Source organism: Emticicia fontis, assembly GCF_054779675.1.
The window spans coordinates 280910-299242 of sequence record NZ_BAAGXU010000046.1; the positions used below are offsets into that span (position 1 = coordinate 280910).

Annotated in this window: 11 protein-coding genes; 7 read left to right on the top strand and 4 right to left on the bottom strand. The window is 35.7% G+C overall.

Annotated elements, in window-relative coordinates:
• The first annotated feature begins 433 nt into the window (after positions 1 to 433).
• Entirely contained in the window at positions 434 to 2875 is a 2442-nt protein-coding gene (locus ACYVFA_RS20885; protein ID WP_460473799.1) for an Ig-like domain-containing protein, read from the top strand.
• A gap of 30 nt (positions 2876 to 2905) precedes the next feature.
• Here the strand turns inward: ACYVFA_RS20885 and ACYVFA_RS20890 are convergent, their stop codons facing one another.
• Entirely contained in the window at positions 2906 to 5581 is a 2676-nt protein-coding gene (locus tag ACYVFA_RS20890; RefSeq protein ID WP_460473800.1) for a COR domain-containing protein, read from the bottom strand.
• Positions 5582 to 5820: 239 nt separating this feature from the next.
• Positions 5821 to 7833 (bottom strand): M13 family metallopeptidase, encoded by a 2013-nt coding sequence (locus ACYVFA_RS20895; protein WP_460473801.1) that lies wholly within the window; start codon positions 7831 to 7833, stop codon positions 5821 to 5823.
• 253 nt (positions 7834 to 8086) lie between these two features.
• Here ACYVFA_RS20895 and ACYVFA_RS20900 point away from each other — a divergent pair, with 253 nt between their 5' ends.
• Entirely contained in the window at positions 8087 to 8851 is a 765-nt protein-coding gene (locus ACYVFA_RS20900; protein WP_460473802.1) for a DUF4262 domain-containing protein, read from the top strand.
• 81 nt (positions 8852 to 8932) lie between these two features.
• Here ACYVFA_RS20900 and ACYVFA_RS20905 read toward each other — a convergent pair whose 3' ends face one another.
• Entirely contained in the window at positions 8933 to 9802 is an 870-nt protein-coding gene (locus ACYVFA_RS20905) for a sugar phosphate isomerase/epimerase family protein (protein ID WP_460473803.1), read from the bottom strand.
• A gap of 340 nt (positions 9803 to 10142) precedes the next feature.
• Here ACYVFA_RS20905 and ACYVFA_RS20910 point away from each other — a divergent pair, with 340 nt between their 5' ends.
• On the top strand, positions 10143 to 10499 hold the full coding sequence (locus ACYVFA_RS20910) for a hypothetical protein (protein WP_460473804.1): 357 nt from the start codon (positions 10143 to 10145) through the stop codon (positions 10497 to 10499).
• Positions 10500 to 10554: 55 nt separating this feature from the next.
• On the opposite strand, the gene ACYVFA_RS20915 is transcribed toward ACYVFA_RS20910, so the two are convergent.
• On the bottom strand, positions 10555 to 10809 hold the full coding sequence (locus tag ACYVFA_RS20915) for a hypothetical protein (protein ID WP_460473805.1): 255 nt from the start codon (positions 10807 to 10809) through the stop codon (positions 10555 to 10557).
• Between the two features lie 325 nt (positions 10810 to 11134).
• Between ACYVFA_RS20915 and ACYVFA_RS20920 the strand changes: the two genes are divergently transcribed.
• From ACYVFA_RS20920 to ACYVFA_RS20935, 4 genes are all read left to right on the top strand, one after another.
• Positions 11135 to 12478 carry a neutral/alkaline non-lysosomal ceramidase N-terminal domain-containing protein gene (locus ACYVFA_RS20920; protein WP_460473806.1) on the top strand — a complete coding sequence of 448 codons (1344 nt, stop codon included), beginning with the start codon at positions 11135 to 11137 and terminating at the stop codon, positions 12476 to 12478.
• A gap of 147 nt (positions 12479 to 12625) precedes the next feature.
• Positions 12626 to 13048: a hypothetical protein gene (locus ACYVFA_RS20925; RefSeq protein ID WP_460473807.1), complete on the top strand. Its 423-nt coding sequence runs from the start codon at positions 12626 to 12628 to the stop codon at positions 13046 to 13048.
• 139 nt (positions 13049 to 13187) lie between these two features.
• Positions 13188 to 13457, top strand: a complete 270-nt coding sequence (locus ACYVFA_RS20930; RefSeq protein WP_460473808.1) for a hypothetical protein — start codon at positions 13188 to 13190, stop codon at positions 13455 to 13457.
• 150 nt (positions 13458 to 13607) lie between these two features.
• Positions 13608 to 18113 (top strand): leucine-rich repeat protein, encoded by a 4506-nt coding sequence (locus tag ACYVFA_RS20935; protein WP_460473809.1) that lies wholly within the window; start codon positions 13608 to 13610, stop codon positions 18111 to 18113.
• The last annotated feature ends 220 nt before the right edge of the window (positions 18114 to 18333 follow it).

Here is an 18333-nt window from a genome sequence, read left to right on the forward strand (position 1 = left end):
CCTTATTTATAATAACTATCTCACATAAATTTTATTTTCTCAGACCTGTTTTAATAAAGTCTGAGAAAAAAATGGGATTTGGGGTGACTTTTTGAAAGTGTATTTAACAAGCCTATTGGCTTCTCCGAATTTTATCTAAATAATCTTAAACAAATTCCCTCTAAAATCAGTTTTACTCTATTGAAACAGCTTTTTGTTCTATCACCTGTTTGCCTAATTACCTCTCCTGAAAGAAACTGCTGCTTATAGTGGGCTTATAGCCTTTTTATAAGTGGTTTTTCTATTAAAACACTCCCCATTAAGTATAACATTAAAGAAAGCTACGGATATAAATTCCGGCTTTCAGAGAAGTATATACCCGGCTTTGGCCTAAGGCAATGCTTTTCTATAGGTTTTGACTAGAATCTTCCTTAATCATATAAATTTCGGGCAAATGAAACACATCTTTACTGTTGAAAAGTGTATGGCTTTAATGCTGGGTATGTTGCTACCTATGCTGGTTTCTGCACAACAACCTGACCTGCTTAATAATACTCATGGGTTGGCAACGTATGCCCCTACCCTATGTATCCACGAAAAGACATCTCCGGCTTATGCTATTACGGAAACTGAGGCTGAAATAGCTGTTGTAAAAAATAGTTCAACACCGACCTCAATACCTCATACATTAGATACGGATTTACGTAAAGATGCCAATAAAAAACAGGCAATAGATGCGCCTATGTATGTATATGCCAATTCGGATAGGGTTTGTGTGGGCGATAGTGTTGACTTGCACGCCACTTGCTATACGGGAACTGTGAGGTGGTATTCGACCGCTACGGGCACCGAGTTGATTGGCACTGGTGAGGTTTTTAAGTTTTCTCCGATAAGCAATAGTGTGTATTATGCGGCTTGTTATCATGATTTTCAGGAGAGTAGCAGGGTGGCTACTGGTGAAGTGCGGATATTGGCCAAACCCAATATGCCTACAGGGGTGACTATCAGTAAGAAAAAAGTTTGCCGGGGTACCGAGGTTAGCTTAACGGGGTCGTGCAGCGATGGCACACTGGTATGGTATCTGACCCAGACCCAAACCGAAGCCGATAGTATGGGTATTGGCACTAATTATAAGATTATTCCGACACAGGATACGCGGTATTATGCGGCTTGTTCTAATGGTTTATGTACCACCAATCGGGTACCGACCGATACAGTAATGGTATTGGATGTACCTGATCAACCCACAGATGTATATACTGACAGAACGCAGGTATGTAGTCTGACACCCGTGAATATGAGCGGAGCGTGCGCGGCAGGAGGTGCTTATTGGTATGATTCGCCGACAGGTGGGTCAGTGCTTGATGGGGGCACTCAATCGCCGGAGACGAGTGTTACTTATTATTGTGTTTGTATCAACCAGATGTGTGAGAGTCCGAGAGTACCAACCACGCCAATAGATGTGATTCCTCAGCCCAAGCTGCCTACTTATGTAACCGTCAATAAAACAAGTATTTGCAGAGGTCAAAGCATTACTTTATCGGCTACCTGCGAAATCGGCACCGCTGCCTGGTATAGATATCCTCAGGGTTCAAGCACCTTTCTGGGCAGAGGCAATACGATTACGATAACGCCAGATTCAACGAATACGTATTTTGCTTCTTGCGAAAATGGTATTTGTTTTAGCGAAAGAATACGGACGGAAGAAGTGGTGGTGAACGACCATCTGGACAGCCCTACCAATGTGATGGTGGATAAAGCAGAGGTTTGTGGGGGAAGTCCGGTATCGCTTTCGGCTAGTTTTACGGCAGGTACGCTGTATTGGTATACCTCGGCTTCGGGTGGAACAAGTATTGGTTCGGGTAATAATCTGGTACATAATCCGGATGCGAATACTACCTACTATGCTGCCTGCGAAACCGGAGGATGTACCAGCGCGCGGGTGGCCAGTGCGCCATTAACAGTAACATCAAAGCCCGGCAGACCGGGGATTTCGGGCATTGCTACTATCTGTAGTGGGGAGAGTGTCCAGTTGACGGCTTCTGCCAATAATGCGAATGTGACTTATTATTGGTCGAATGGCGCAACGGGGATGGCTGTTGCTGTTTCGCCGGCAACAACTACCAATTATCAGGTATTGATAAAGGATAATAATTGCGCCAGCGACTCATCGACCATTTTCAGGATTGTGGTGAATCCTAAGCCTGCGATACCGAGTATTACGACTAATAATCCGGCGATTTGCAAAGGTGGCTCAACGCTTGTGACCGGAGAAACGATTAATCCTGCGGATTCTTTTTATTGGAGCACCCCTACCCAGAATGCCCGGACAACCGCAACGACTGCGAGCAATAAAAATATAAGAATGATAACCGAACCCGGTGTTTATAAAGGCTGGAGCGAGTCGGCATTGGGTTGCAGAAGTGCAGAAGGGAGTATTACGATTATGCAGGCAGGCAATTGTAACGGGCAGAATTTTATTACGATTATGCCCGCAAAGCCTGTGATTTGTCCGAATACGACTGTTATGCTCACCGCCAGTGGTTGCAGCGGAACTATTACGTGGACTGATGGCAATACAAGCCAGACGGGAACTTATATCAAGGTTAGCCCAATCGTGACTACTTCATATATCATCAATTGTAGTACCGGAGGCATAGCTAATATTGATGTAGTGGTAGCCCAGACGAATGTAACAGTCACCAATAATGTCTCGACCGGAGTAGAACGGACGAAGGCGATTCTAGCGCTGGAATCATCCAAAAAAATCGGAGAGCCTGATTATACCCCTGCCCCGAATGTCTGCTACGAAGCAGGGAAATCTATTGTACTGAAGCCGGGTTTTGTGGTGGAGAAGTATAGTGTTTTTTCGGCGGAGATTCGGGGGTGTGAGTAGAGAGAGTAATTCAAGATATGACAAATATTATTAATGTTTTAATATCATTTTTTTAATCCCTTCATAAACTTCATTCCAAACTCTATCTCTTTGAGCTTTGGGAATCGGCTCTATTGCTTTATAATGTCCATTAATTTTTGCGAAAGGAGTGTCTTTCCAAGCGCAATCATTAATTAATATTGGATATATAATTTTCTTCATTTCCATAGCTTTTTGCGTCTCATATGTACAATATATTGATGAGAAATACTCTTTACTTAGTAAGCAAACTACAATATTTGATTTTTCAAGCTTTTCGTCGATTTCATTTTGCCAATCTACACTTATATTCATTTGTTCGTCATACCAACTCTCAAGTAGTTCCTGCTTTAAAAGATGAATCGCTGTTTCAAAACTATCTCTGAATTTTACTTTTGTTCTACTATAAGAAATAAATATATTAACTTTACTTTCCTGTTTTAATAATTTGTAATTAGGGTTTTCGATTATTCCAGATAGCTCATTGATGTTATAGGTTTTTTCAGTTAAATAATCAAAATACTCTTTAATATTCTTTTCAATGTATTTGTCTATTTGCAAAAATGGGATAGTTACAAATGGATCTATTGATATAACTAGTGATTCTTTAACATTTACACTATTTTTTAAACTTTCATAAGTTTGATGTAGGTTTTGGAAGACACTTCTGATATATGTGAGTAGCTCTCTCCTTTTTTCACCACTAACAAATATATCAATTTTTCTATCTTCTTTATCCACCTTTATTAATGCTTCGGATCTGCCAAATATTTCAACAGATTGAATTTGTAATCCTGTTCTCCATTTTATATTATTTTTAATCTTATCATTAGTTTGAACAATAAATCTTGAGAACAATGAGGGCGGAAGAAACTTATATTCAATAACATAGTGAAGCAAATAGTTGTCTATTTCTAAATTACCTATTTGATTTACCGGCAACAGGTCCGGAATAATAAAATGATTATTTTTATCTTCTAAACTATAACAAATTTCAAACTCCTCCATTACTTTAGTAATAAATAAATATTTTTCTTTGGGGAAGATAAAATTATTAAATGCCTTTCTCTCATCTTCGTCTTTAGGTAAATATTTTTGTTCAGCAAAAATTTCTGGTAACTGATCAACATTAAATTCACCAAACTGTTGCGCTACCAAGCTTGAATTAATAATTTTATAAACAGCATTTGTTAGCCACAAAGGATTTAACACTTGTGTATCATAATGTTTTAACTTAGGAAAATGAAATATCACTCCTAAATCATGAAAAAAACTTAAAAGAGTTTCAATAGACTTATCATCATTAACATTATTTCTATAACATAAATCAATATATTCGTTATAGTTTATAAATGCTTTATTAAGTGAGGTTAGATTTTCTTTAATAGCAAACCATTCGGGGCTAAATGCTGTCTTTCTCAAATCAACATTGTATAGTTCACTAAAAAGGGCGTCTTTTAATCTCTCTATTCCTATTTTTCTTTCTTTGCATGAAACTTTAAAAAAACCAATAATATTAGGATATTTTGATTTTAAATCTTTAGAATCTACATCATACGATGAATTTTCGTCTATTTTATTCAATATTATTAATACGGGGGAATTGCCTCCAAAAGCTTGAATGTGTTTTAACCAATATTCAGGTTTTTCTTCTTTTCTACCATCCAGAACTAAAAGATAGACACTTCTTCTTGTCAGGAAAAATTGATGCGTGGCATGCATTATTTCTTGACCACCAAAATCCCAGAAATGAACAGTTAATATTTCATCTTTAATTACTATTTTTTCATTTCTAATTTTAATTCCATGTGTTTGAGATTCTTTATCATAGAATGGTATATTACAAAGAGCTTTAACTAATGAAGTTTTACCTGACATTCCATCTCCAATAAGTAAAACCTTGACTTCATTAAGTGGCTTAGATGCTCTATTTTCTATAGTCTGTATATAATTTATTACAAAATCGGCACCTTTCTTTAATATTTCTCTTGGTGGTGTATGTAAAGGGTTACCAGCAATATTTATCCCAGAATCAACCGTGCCTACTGTTTTATCTTCAAGATGAATTCCATTGATTAATAGAGTTAACAATGGCCTAATATCAGGTATTGCATTGTGTCTTAAATCTAAAGACACCATTTTTTCTAGTTTTCCTAAAGGTTCAATATTTGAAATATTGTTATTTAATAATGAAAGAATCTTTAGGTTTTTTAAGTTTTCTAATGGTGATATATCATTTATTGAATTTGTACCTAAATCAAGTACTTCTAAATTAGAAAGAGACTTTAAGCTTTCAATATTGAAGATACTGTTAGCAGAAATATATAGCTCTTTTAAATTTTTAAGATTATTGATAGGCAAGATATTATACAAACCTTTGAAATTTGAAATAATTAGTTTATTAACACTATCAATATCCATTATAATTTCCGGAACTTCTAAAATATTATTTTTAAAATGAGTATTTCCTGAAACAAAGTATCTCCAACCTATACTGAATGAATTATATTCATACCATTCGTTACTTAAGTTTAGAACTTTTATATGAGAGCATTTCTTCAATAATCGATAAATTTCGGTATTACTTTTAAAGCTATTATCATCAAGTCCACAATTGCCTAATTCTAAAATCGGAATTTGCTTTCTTATACAATTCTCTATAATACCTATAGCATATTCATTTTCCATTAAGTTTATAGTTATTTATGATAGAAATCTTGATTTTGCTACAATTTGTAATTACATAATATTTTAATTCAACAATATAGCCGTTTAATAAATTTTATAATAACATTTAATCTTGTATTTATTTTACGGCAACTTTTTAGATAAAATAGTTTTACGTTTCAAACCCAAACCCATTAAACCAAAAAGACCGTAACCCCAAAAGCAAGTTACGGTCTTTTCTATCTCCTTATACTAATCCCCTACCAAACCACAATCCTCTCACTCTCAGGCTTATACATCTTATCGCCCGGTTGGACGTTGAATGCCTGATAGAATGGGGTGAAGTTCATTAATGGGCCGTTTACTCGCCAGATGGCTGGAGAGTGCGGGTTGGTGTTTACGTACATGCGCATGAAGGCGTCTTTGGTTTTTACGCGCCAGATGCGGGCGATTGAAATAAAGAAGCGCTGCTCTGGGGTAAAACCGTCTATTTTTTCTCCTTTTTTGTATTGGTCGGTCAGTTTGAAGGCGTCGAAGGCAATGGCTATTCCGGCGATGTCTGCGGTGTTTTCGCCTACGGTCAGGGCGCCTTTTACGTGTACTGAGTCTAATACGGTATATTGGTTGTACTGATCGATTACCTGTTGGGTACGGGCTTTAAACTTCTTGAAATCATCTTCTTTCCACCAGTTTTTTACGTTACCTACTTTGTCGAATTGCGCTCCCTGGTCGTCGAATGAGTGAGTGATTTCATGCCCGATTACCATGCCTATGCCTCCGTAATTAAGGGCATCGTCGGCATTTAAATCAAAATACGGGGGTTGCAGGATTCCTGCCGGGAAAACGATTTCGTTCAGCGGAGGGTTATTGTAGGCCGTTACGGTTGGCGGCGTAGTGCCCCACTCGGTGCGGTCAACGGCTTTGCCTAATTTGGATACCATATAGGCAAAATCGTTCTTACTGGTAGCCAGACGGTTTTCAAAATAAGTACCACGATTGATTTTTACGGCTGAGTAGTCTCTCCATTTATCAGGATAACCGATTTTTTCGGTGAAGGCGTATAGTTTTTCTTTGGCTTTTGCCTTGGTTTCATCGCTCATCCAATCGAGACGGGTAATGCGGGCTTCAAAGGCTGTTTTCAGGTTATCAACCAATACGCGCATCCGTTTTTTGGCTTCTTCCGGGAAGTATTTTTTCACGTATAGCTGTGCCAGCAGATGCCCCAACGAACGGTCTACGGCTTCGGTGATTTCCTCGCCGCGTGGTTTTTGAGTGGCTTGTCCTGTCAGGATTTTAGAATATTCAAAAGAGGCTTTGGTGAAAGGTTCGCTCAGAAAATCGGCATAGGATGTGAGCAATTTTGCTTTCAGGTAGGCTTTCCAGTCTTCGATAGAGGCTGAGGCTAATAAAGCATTCAGGCGGTCGTAGTAGGCTGGTTGTTGCATATTCAGCGTGTCTACTTTCAAGCCTAAACCACTGAAATAGGCCACCCAACCGATATTTGGTTGTTTGGCTACGATGTCGGCCAGTTTCATTTTGTTGTAATTGGCCTGCACATTTCTGCGCTCAATATTGGTTTTGTGCGATGCCGCCAGTTCTTTCTCAATGCCATAAGCGGCAGACGCCATTTTGGCAGCAGCCGATGCCTCAGTACCCGATAGTTTAAACAAGGTAGTGAGGTAAGTCTGATAGGCTTTCTGAATACCAATGGTAGAAGAATCGGTTTTGAAATAATAGTCTCTTTCGGGTAAGCCGATGCCTGTTTGCGATAAATTGGCAATGTTGATGGCACTATTTTTAATATCAGGGCCTACACGAAAGCCGATAATTGAGTAATTATTAGTCTTCTGTTGTTCGGTCACAAATTTCATCAGCGATGCCACATCTTTGATGCCGTCAATGCTTTTCAACAATGGTTTTATTGGCTCATAGCCGCGTTTGTTGATAGTGGCGATGTCTAAGCCTGAGGCGTAGAAATCTCCTACTTTCTGTTCGTTGCTTCCGGCAGCGCTTTTAGCGGCCGAAACGCTATCGAGAATGGCTTGCATACGGATACGCTGTGGGAAATTCATGAATGAATAAGAACCCACGCCTGTCTGGGTAGAAGGAATTTCTACTGAATTGTACCATTTGCCATTGACAAACATAAAGAAGTTGTCGCCGGGTTTGATGGACGGGTCGGTGTCGGTAATGTGTACTTTCTGTGCTTGTGCGGCTTGTATGCCTGCGAGCGCTAATAAAAAGACAAGGAATAGAGAGGAGATTTTTTTCATGCGTTTGTTTCTGAGTGATGGGTATTAGTGATTTGGATGGGAAAATACGAAAAATGTTGGGAAGGGCAAAGGGAAAGAGACGAAAGGGTGTTTGGCTAAAGCCAATAAGGATATTTTTCCTTTTACTACCCCATTTAAAAATGGGGGCTATTGATTAAATTGCCTTTTTAATTGCCACCTGCTTTAGTTGCCATACTTATCTTTAGGTATCCAATGCAGAGCTTTGAGAGGATATAACCCACATTAATCATCTATGAACAACCACCACACTCAACACGATATTGAATCAAAAAAGGCTATACTTGCCGATATAGAGAATTATGGATGTCATCTTGCCCTGATTGAGCCTGATAATTATTTACCCGGTTTTGTTTATTCGATTGGCTTGTATAAAAACTATGGACATCCTGAAATTATTTGTTTTGGTTTGAAGACTGATGTAATGGGATTTATCGTCAATCATGCGCGTGATCTGGTAAAGAACGGTGAATCATTGACACCAAACCAATTATATACTGGTTTTCTGGAAGGGTATGACGTTCAGTTTGTCGAGGTGGATAAAGCATTTTATGCTGACTATCTGGGGTATGCCGGATGGTTTTATGACATGAGTTTTGATTTTCCGGTTCTGCAATTGGTCTGGCCTGACAAAGAAAATAATTTTCCTTGGGATGAGGGTTTTAATCCTGACTGGAAGTTCAGGCAACCGTTACTCGATAGAAATACTGATTTTAAATTTTACGAAGAAAGAAATTTAGGCGTATATACCACCAGACAGGCATTTGAAGGTGAGCCGATTTTATACGTTTATCATAATGAAGATGGTGACTGGCAATTTCACACCAGCTTAGAACCGGACTTGGATGATGCTAAACTGGTATGTTTAGAAGAAATCACGAAACTTGATTCTACTATCAACGAAATATATCATTTGCGATATGGCTGGCGAGCTTGGAGAAATAGTAAAGAGGATGAATGGGAATGGGCTGAGGATATTGAGAGGGATGTAGAGCCTTAAAATATTTTTGAGTGTCTGGTACTGAAATCGGCTCACATAAACCTATTTCAGTACCAAATACAAATCAGAATCTTACTCCAATCACTCAAATCCAAATTTCTTCAAACCCTCTTTGCTTAATTTAAGAGCTTCGAATGGTTGCATGCCGTCGAAGGTCTGGTCTTGCTCTACTATGTAATATTTCATACCAGAGAGTTTTTTGTTATCAAGGATTCTTTTGAAATCAATTTTGCCTTGTCCAACAGGGGCAAATCGTCCTTCTGCATCCATATCTTTCACATGCCAGATTTTGAAACGGCCCGGATATTTTTTGAAATAATCCACAGGGTCAACGCCTGCTTTGGTTACCCAATATAAGTCCATCTGAAAATTCACGTATTTCGGGTCTAAGTGTTCCAACAAATAATCTATCGGTATGATGCCGTCTTTATTTTTTTCGAACTCAAAATTATGGTTGTGATACAAAAATTCCAGTCCGGCATCCTTTGCTTTATGTGCGATAGTATTAAGGATATTAGCCAGTTTCTCTACATCAGGATCCATCGATAAACTTTTGGCCTTGGGATCATATTTAAACATACCCATCGGTGGCACCGGAGCGATAAAATATTTAAAACCAGCGGCTTTCACATCAGCTACCAGTTTATCGGCATTGTCGAGAGTCATAGACCCCATGTGAACCGAAATCGGTGTAAGCCCCAGACTTTTCAGATAAGATTTGAATTCGTCGGGAGCCATTCCATAAAATTTGCCATCTTTATAATCTACTGCTTCTATGTATTTAAAACCCAGGTCAGCCACTTGCTTCAAGGTAGCCTTTGGGTCTTTACCCATTTCGTTGCGAACTGTGTAGAGTGTCATACCTCCCGATTTCTTTTGAGCAAAGACAGACAAGCTCAACGACATCAGAACCGCCAGACTTAAAAGCCTGAAAAAACGTACATTTTTCATTTGATAATAGTTTTAAAGAGTATCTATGAGCATTTATCTCAATCAGAAGCAAAAGTAGCAAACTATTATCAATATCTAAAAAAAAGACAATAAAGAAATATTAAGTTTTTTCTTTGAATTGTCTTATCCTATAATATTTTGGGTAAATATACTTCAGGACAAGGTACTCCTGCGACAGAGTCCCCTTGCATGGCTTTTGGCAATCGCACACGGGAGACTCTGTCGAAACAACAATAAATTTTCCTGAAATACTTTGAAATCTGAAATGGCTCGCTTAGATTTTAAAAACAGAGTACTTTTAACTCCTACTAGCATGAAGATTTAAAGAACCCGATTCGTTATGTACTTCGTCGTTTCGGCATTTGTATTTCAGTTTATTTCTAATTCCATTCTGGGATCGGAAGTACGACTTTTTCCGATGAATGGTGACGTCTTTCCGGGAGTTGACTCTCCTGTAGTCTGGAAAAGCATTGTAGCCACCCTTATATTTCCTATCAAATTTGTTTTGCTGAAACCTTTGGACTTTTTATTTGCATTGCCCGACCCTCCGCCTCCTATATTGGTTTGTTTGAAATCGGACCCGGTAACTCTGAAGAAGAGTGCAGAAATCAATGTGCAGGTAGCAAAAATCCTGCGGCTTGTCAGGATTTTTGCGACTGTATCTACAAACAAGGGCAACCGCTGGATAGTTGTCTGACCACTTTTGATAAAGCGACAGCTATTCGTAAAAATGGGGCTAAGTAATCGGATGCTTACTTCTCACCATTCCTCAGGTTTATTTCAGACTGTAGGTTTTTCATGGCCTGGGAATTTCTGCGGCCAAGCATGAAAGCAATTATCATCAAAAAAACAGGCAGGATAAATCCTTTATTTGTGGCAGAATAAATAGCAATGCCAAACAGGAAACCTATGAATACAGCCGTCAGGACTCGTTGTGATTTCATTTTTTTCTCCTCTACCATTAATTCTTCAAGTGTCATTTTAGTGTAATCCTTATTATCGAACATTTTTCTGGTTTATTTTTGTGTTGATTTTCCTTCGCTCATTTTGTCCAGACAAAATAATTATCTGTAAGTGTAAGAAACAAGTTATTTATAGAATTGTATGTTCCAGAAAAAACTCAGAACCTATTGTCTCATCAGGAAACAGGCTTTTTCTATAATTGTTTTATCTGGCAGGTAATGAGGTGAAATCGTTTAATATACAAGATTTAATCTCTATTTTTGAAACAGATTCCATACCTTACCATTTTTAAAACCTTTGCTATGTTTGCATTAGCTTTGCAATTGATTGAAGAGAACAAAAGAACGCAATACCCCCCCCTCACCCCCATTGAAAAAACTCATTAAAATATTCACTTGGCTTATTGCTGTGCTGGCTGTACTGGCAGTGAGTCTGTTTACGTTTAATGATAACCGTCCGCTTGAGGAGACCGATTATTATGCTGCTACCAGGAGCCAACTCAATACGCTTAAAGTCAATGGTGGATACGGAACGGGGCTTAAGGCTGGGTGGAGTAAAGAAATTATTGCTACGAATAATGAGACTTACATAGCAGGCTATGGTCTTCGTGATAATCCGGCAGCGGCGGTGCATGATAGTATTTATGTGCGGTCTGTTGTGTTGGATAATGGCCGACAAAAGGTAGCCATGATTACGATGGATTTGCTGATTGCGCCTCCGTTGGTGGTAGCGCAGGTGATTCCGGCGCTTGGTAAACTGGGTTTTGGTCGGGAGAATATTTATTTCAGTGCCACACATACGCATAGCAGTGCTGGTGGTTGGGCGGGGGGATTAGCTGGCCGGGCGATGGCGGGGCCTATGAATAAGCGGATGATTAAAACCATTGCTGAAACTATTGTAAGAAGTGTCAAAAAAGCGGAGGCTACGGCTTCTGCCTGCCAGCTTGGCTTTCAGAAAATCAATGCCAGAGAGTATGTAACTAATCGCTTATTTGGAGAATCGGCTTTGGAAGACCCCTGGCTGCGGATTATGAAGATAGAAAAAGCCAACAAGGAAACAGCCTTGGTGCTTACTTATGCAGCCCACCCAACGGATATTCCGAAGGCTGATAACCGGATAAGTGCTGACTATCCGGGTATGTTGGTGAGCAATCTGGAGAAATCGGGATTATATAATTTTGCTGCTTTTTTTGCAGGAGCCGTAGGTAGTATGCGTCCGGAAGAAAATAGTGCTGAGGCTTATGAGAAAGCGGAACTGATTGCTGCAAATCTGGCTAATCTGATTGAAACCGGCACAAGCTCGTTGAAAACAGATACTACTTCTTTGATACGAACAGTGTATTTTCCGTTGGCCTTGCATGAACCTCAACTGCGGTTAAGTAAACATATCCGTATCCGTCCGTGGGTATTTAACTGGCTGATGGGTAAGCAGGAAGTGGGCATCAATGCCTTGCGTATCGGCGATATGGTCTGGATCGGGACTCCCTGCGATTATTCGGGGATGCTCTCTGGTTTGTCTGATTCAGCAGCCGAAAAGCTGGGCAAAAACCTGATTATCACCTCGTTTAATGGCGGCTACGTGGGCTATATTACACCCGACCAGTATTATGACGAACATAAAATGGAAACCCAGGAAATGAACTGGTTCGGGCCTTATAACGGCCGGTATTTCGGGGAGGTGATTGATGGGTTGGTGTTGGGGGTTGGGCGGTGATGTCTTTTACCCTTTGCTACTGCTAAGCTTTGGCTTACGTGCATAGAAGATTCTGAACGCTGAGAAAAAATTCTTATTACATTTGGAGACGTTTCAACCAATGCAAGAAATTATATTTTCGAATCTATCAAACTATTTCAATTGAATATGTCAAGGAAGAAATATTTGAGTCTGCCAAATGAAATTTACAAATATTTATTCTGGGGTATATTATTCTTTATAGGCTGGTTATTTTATAGACAAAAAAAGATGAGAATAGATAACTGTCCTCGATATACTATCGTAAAACCCAAAAGTATTTCAGGCGGGTTTTCTTCTTTTATGACACTAGATTACGATTTAATCTATAAAGACAAATTTTACTCAGGTAGTGATGGCAATGGATTAAGTAAGTCAACAGCAATTGGCAATCCTAAATTTTACTTAAATACTAGATATTTGGTACGTTTTAATTGTGAGGAACCCAATAATTCGGAGATTCTATGGAATATTACTATTCCAGATACACTTATTAGTGTTCCGCAAAACGGGTGGAGTCAGATTCCCTATAATTTAGATAAGATAAAGTAATGCCCAAAACCTTAAACAAAATAGGTAAGAGAGAACTTCTTTACATTTCCACAGAGTCCCTTTATTAAGCTTTAGCCCGCGCACACAGGAGACTCTGAGGGGACATAAAAAGACTATTCCCATTAAGGAGGAAAAAGAAATGACAGAATTCTACATGAATGAATTCGATGCTTTAGACTGGGAAAATTTCGACTTAATAACCTTCTGCTTTTTACGTAAGAATCTAAAAGGGGCTGTTACGCAAGATGAAATCAATGGCTACATAAATGGCATTATCTGGGACGATAGAGACTGGAAAGCGAAATATGATAGTGTAAGAAGAACAAAAGCCTTCTCAGATTTTCAAGAAAGATTTTTGAGCGGAGAGATTACCGTTTTGACTAAAAAAATGGAAAGTATTGTTCAGTAAAAACTTTGTCGTTTTTCTTTCTGACAGCTTTAAAACCAGGTTTTAGAGCTGTTTTTTTATTCATCATTTTGAATATTAATTTGTTTAATATGAGGGATTAAATTTCTATTTTTGGAAAATATATTCTTATCTAACATTTAAGCTTTTGCTATGTCTGAATTAGCCTTACGATTAATTGAACAAAATAAAAGAACCAAAGACCCTTTTTTAGATTTAGGTAATTGTGGACTTGAATATGAATTGCCTAATGAATTATTGGAATGTCAGTGGCTTAAAGATATAAACTTAGGTAGAACTTACTTTTGTACATATAAAAAGAGGTTGACAAATTCACAGAACGACGGGAAGAAAAACAAATTTTCAGGTAATGAATTATCCATTTTAAAACATTTGTTACAATTAGGCTCTCTAAAACTTAATGGTTGTCAAATTCAAGAAATTATAGGAATAGAAACATTGACAAATTTGCAAATATTAGATATTAGTTCTAATCAAATTCAAGATATAACAAGATTACATACATTAGTAAATTTGCAGGATTTAGATATTAGCTACAATCAGATTGAAAATTTAGAAGGATTAAAATCTTTGAATTCTTTAAATATTTTAAATCTTAAATTCAATCAAATCCAAAACCCAACAATTACAGATGGATTAATCAATTTAAAAGAGCTAGATATTAGTGGAAATCAAATCACAGAATTCGCAGGATTAGAATCCTTAATTGCTTTAGAAAAATTAAATCTAAGCCATAATCAATTTCATAATATACCTGAATTAGGAAAATTAACTAAGCTAGAAGAATTAAATCTTAATGATAATTCTATTTACAAAATATCAGGTTTAAAAGCACTTACGAGTTTAAAAGTATTAAATTTAAGTGAAAATCTAATTCAGGAATTAGAAGGATTATATCCTTTGACTAACTTACAAATATTGAATGTTGGATTTAATCAAATCCAAGAAATTAAAGGATTAAACTCATTAAAAAATTTACAAATTTTAGATATTTTTGGTAATGAAATTCGGGAGTTAAAAGAATTAGAAGCACTAACTAACTTGCAAGTTTTAGAAGTCGGTAGTAATAGAATTCGAAAAATAGAAAGATTAGAATCATTAATAAATTTACATACTTTAAAAATTAGTGCTAATAATATCCAAGAAATAGAAGGACTTAAGACTTTGACATTTTTAAAAACTTTAAAGCTTGATTCTAATAAAATTAAAGAGATAAAGGGATTAGAAGCACTAACCAATCTTCAACAATTAACTCTTGGTTCTAATAATATTCAAGAGATAAAAGGGTTAGAAACACTTACCAATCTTCAAAAATTAATTCTTAGTTCTAATAAAATTCATGAAATTAAAGGATTAGAATCTTTAACCCAATTAAAGGAATTAATCCTAAGTGCCAATAAAGTCCAAGAAATAAAAGGGCTAGAGACATTAGTTTTATTACAAGTATTAAGTCTTAGTGAAAATCAAATAGAAAATATCTCAAGACTTGATATATTAAAGGAAATACAAACCCTACACTTAAGTGGAAATCAAATCCAAGAAATGAAAGGGTTGGAAGCATTAGTAAATCTAAATTCCCTAAATCTTAGTAAAAATAAAATTAAAGAAATTAAAGGATTAAAAGATACAACTAAGCTAAGATTTTTAGATTTAAGTTCAAATGAAATCAAACAAATAGCAGAATTAGAAACATTAACTGTCTTAGAGGATTTAAACTTAAGCTTTAATAAAATTTCAAATATTACTGGTTTAGAAAAATTAATTAAGTTAAATGAATTACACCTTAATAATAATGAAATTCAGCAGTTAGGAGGATTAAATACACTAGTAAACTTAAAAGAATTAGATGTAAGTGATAATAAAATTCCAAAATTAGAGGGATTAGATTGCCTAAGAAACTTACACAGCTTAAATCTCCGTCTAAATCGAATACAAAAATTAGAAGGTTTAAAAGAATTAATTTCCTTAGATTCACTAGAACTTATGGGAAATCAAGTCCAGATTATTGAAGGATTAGAATTTTTCACATCTTTAAAATCCTTAGATATTAGCCAAAACGTCATTCAAAAAATATCAGGATTAGAAACATTAAGCCACTTAACAAAACTTAAACTAGACTCGAATCAAATTGAAGAAATATCAGGATTAGAAGCTTTAACAGTTTTGGTAAATTTAGAGCTTAGTAATAATCAAATTCAAGAAATATCAGGGTTAGACACATTAATATCTCTAGAAATCTTGAATATTGACACCAATCAAATACAAGAAATACAAGGAATAGCAAATCTCAGGAATTTAAAAAATTTAACACTTAGCCATAATAAGATTCAAAAAATACAAGGATTAGAAAAATTGATAGTTTTAGAAAAATTAGACCTCAGTTATAATCAAATTCTAGAAATAACCGGATTGGAAGAATTACAAAGTTTATATAATTTAAGTCTTAGTAATAACCAACTTGAAAAATTATCTGGCTTGGAAAATTTACCATCCTTAGAAGATTTAGACCTTAGTGAAAATAAAATCCAAGATATACAGGAAGTTGAAAAAATTGTTCAATACCACCTACTTTACAAAATTAGACTTGATAGAAATCAACTTCCTATTCCTGCCGAAATTAATGAAAATAACTTTGATGAATTATGTTCATTCATTGAAGATTATAAAAAGGGTAGTACTCTCAAAAGATTTGCAAAATTATTGTTCTTAGGTGATGGTTGCGTTGGAAAAACAACGCTATATAAGCATTTAAAATATGGTGTACCTCCTTCTGATATTACACCTAAAGTCCGTACACACGGTATTTCTTTAGATATTTGGGAAAGAGACTTAGAGAACTTAAAAGTAAATATCTGGGACTTTGGTGGACAAGAAATTTTTCATGGAACACATCGCCTATTTTTAGGACAAAGAGCTTTATATGTTTTAGTTTGGACTAAACAGACTAATAAACTATGCAGTCAAGAAGAACAACATCCTATTAATTATTGGCTAGATTTTATTGCTGATTTTGGTAAAGAGAGTACTGTATTGTTAGTAGAAAATATAATTAACAATATATTTGATGATGAAGAGTTACCAGATGAAAAGAAATTAAGCGAATTGGTTAAGGAGTTTAGATTAAAGAAAATAAGGCTTATTCCTACTCATTATCGAATAGATTGTCAGAATGACAGTCGCGAAATAAGAAAATTCAAAGGGATATTAAAAGAAGAATTATACAATTTACTAGAAGATTATCCTATTGCAGAATTTCCACTAAACTGGTTAAAGGTTATTGAAATATTAGAAGAACTAAGAGTTGACAAAAAAGTTATTCCTTTTCACACTTATATAGAAATTTGTGAGAAGAATGATATTAGTGATATTAAATCTTTTCTAACATATTTAAACAGAACAGGAACAGTTAGCTATTTTCAAGAATTACATAAAGATGTTATTATATTACAAGCAGAATGGATATTAGATGCTTTATATGAAGCTCTTAGGCTAACTAACAATCCTCTTAAATCTACTAGTGGCAAACTTTCAGGTGATGACTTTTCTAAAATATGGGGAAATTATATTGAAGAAGAAAAAAAGTTATTTAAAAGCTTTATGATTAAAAGTGAACTTATGACTAAAGTTTACAATTCGTATAATTATAATGAAAAGATTCAGAGGGCTTATCAATATTTAATTCCTAATTTATTTCCGATACGCCCTAGCCATTATCCAAATATATGGGAAAATAAGGACTATTATTGGGTAATAAAATTTCAGTTTATTTATCCAGCCTTAATGCAAAGACTACAGGTTAATATATTAAACCTTTGTCATTTTGAAGAAGAGGAAGATTTATTTAAAAACTATTTAGCTTTTACAGGAAAACAAAATCAAATATGCCATATTGAGCTTTTAGAAGAGGTAAAAGAAATGAGAATATGGACAGATACTACTGATTTTTATACAGAAATCGTTAATTTAATTAATGTAATTTATCCTTTAGATAGAGTTGAGGTAGTTGAAAGAATTAAAGATAAAAAAGACAGAAAAATTGAATTTGAACAAAACAAAGAGAAGAGAAAATACCAAATTAAAGAACCCATATTAACTGAAATAACAATGACAGCTAAAAACCCTATAAAAGTATTTGTGACATATTGTTGGGTTGACAAAGATGGTAATATTGATGAAACTCATCAATTACAAGTACATCAATTAGTTAATTCATTAAGAGGACAAGGTTTTGATGCTTCATTTGATAAAGCTATTAACGATGAAAGAACGTCTACAGATTTTAGACGTATGATGCTTGAATATATCTATAAGAGTGATAAAGTAATTATTGTTCTATCAGAAGGATATGCCAATAGAGCCAATGATTTTGAACGTGGTGTTGGAATAGAATACCAAATTATTAGTAAAGATATTGATATAAATGAAAACAAATATATATTCATTTCTTTTAGCAATAGAGATGTACAAGTTCATCCAATGGCTTTTAGAGAGAAAGATACCATATATTTATCTAATTTAGATACAAATGAAATTCAAAGATTAAAGAAAAAGCTAGATGGTTCTCCCTCTATTGTTTTAGCTCCAATTGGTGAAAGGGTTGAGACTAATAAACCCAAAGATGTTGGGAAATTATTTTAAATTTTGACTAAAAATGACCTTCCTAATATCAGTTACTAACTCTCCTACTAACAAACCCACCACCCCAACAAAACAAAAAACCGTAACTAACTGAAAATCAATTAATTACGGTCATTTATTTGTTTACTGTGTACCCAGAGCCGAGAACGGACTTTGAAGGCTAAACAATTCTAAATAAGCGACTTACAAGTGCCTTACTTGTATTATGTTAGTAACTGTG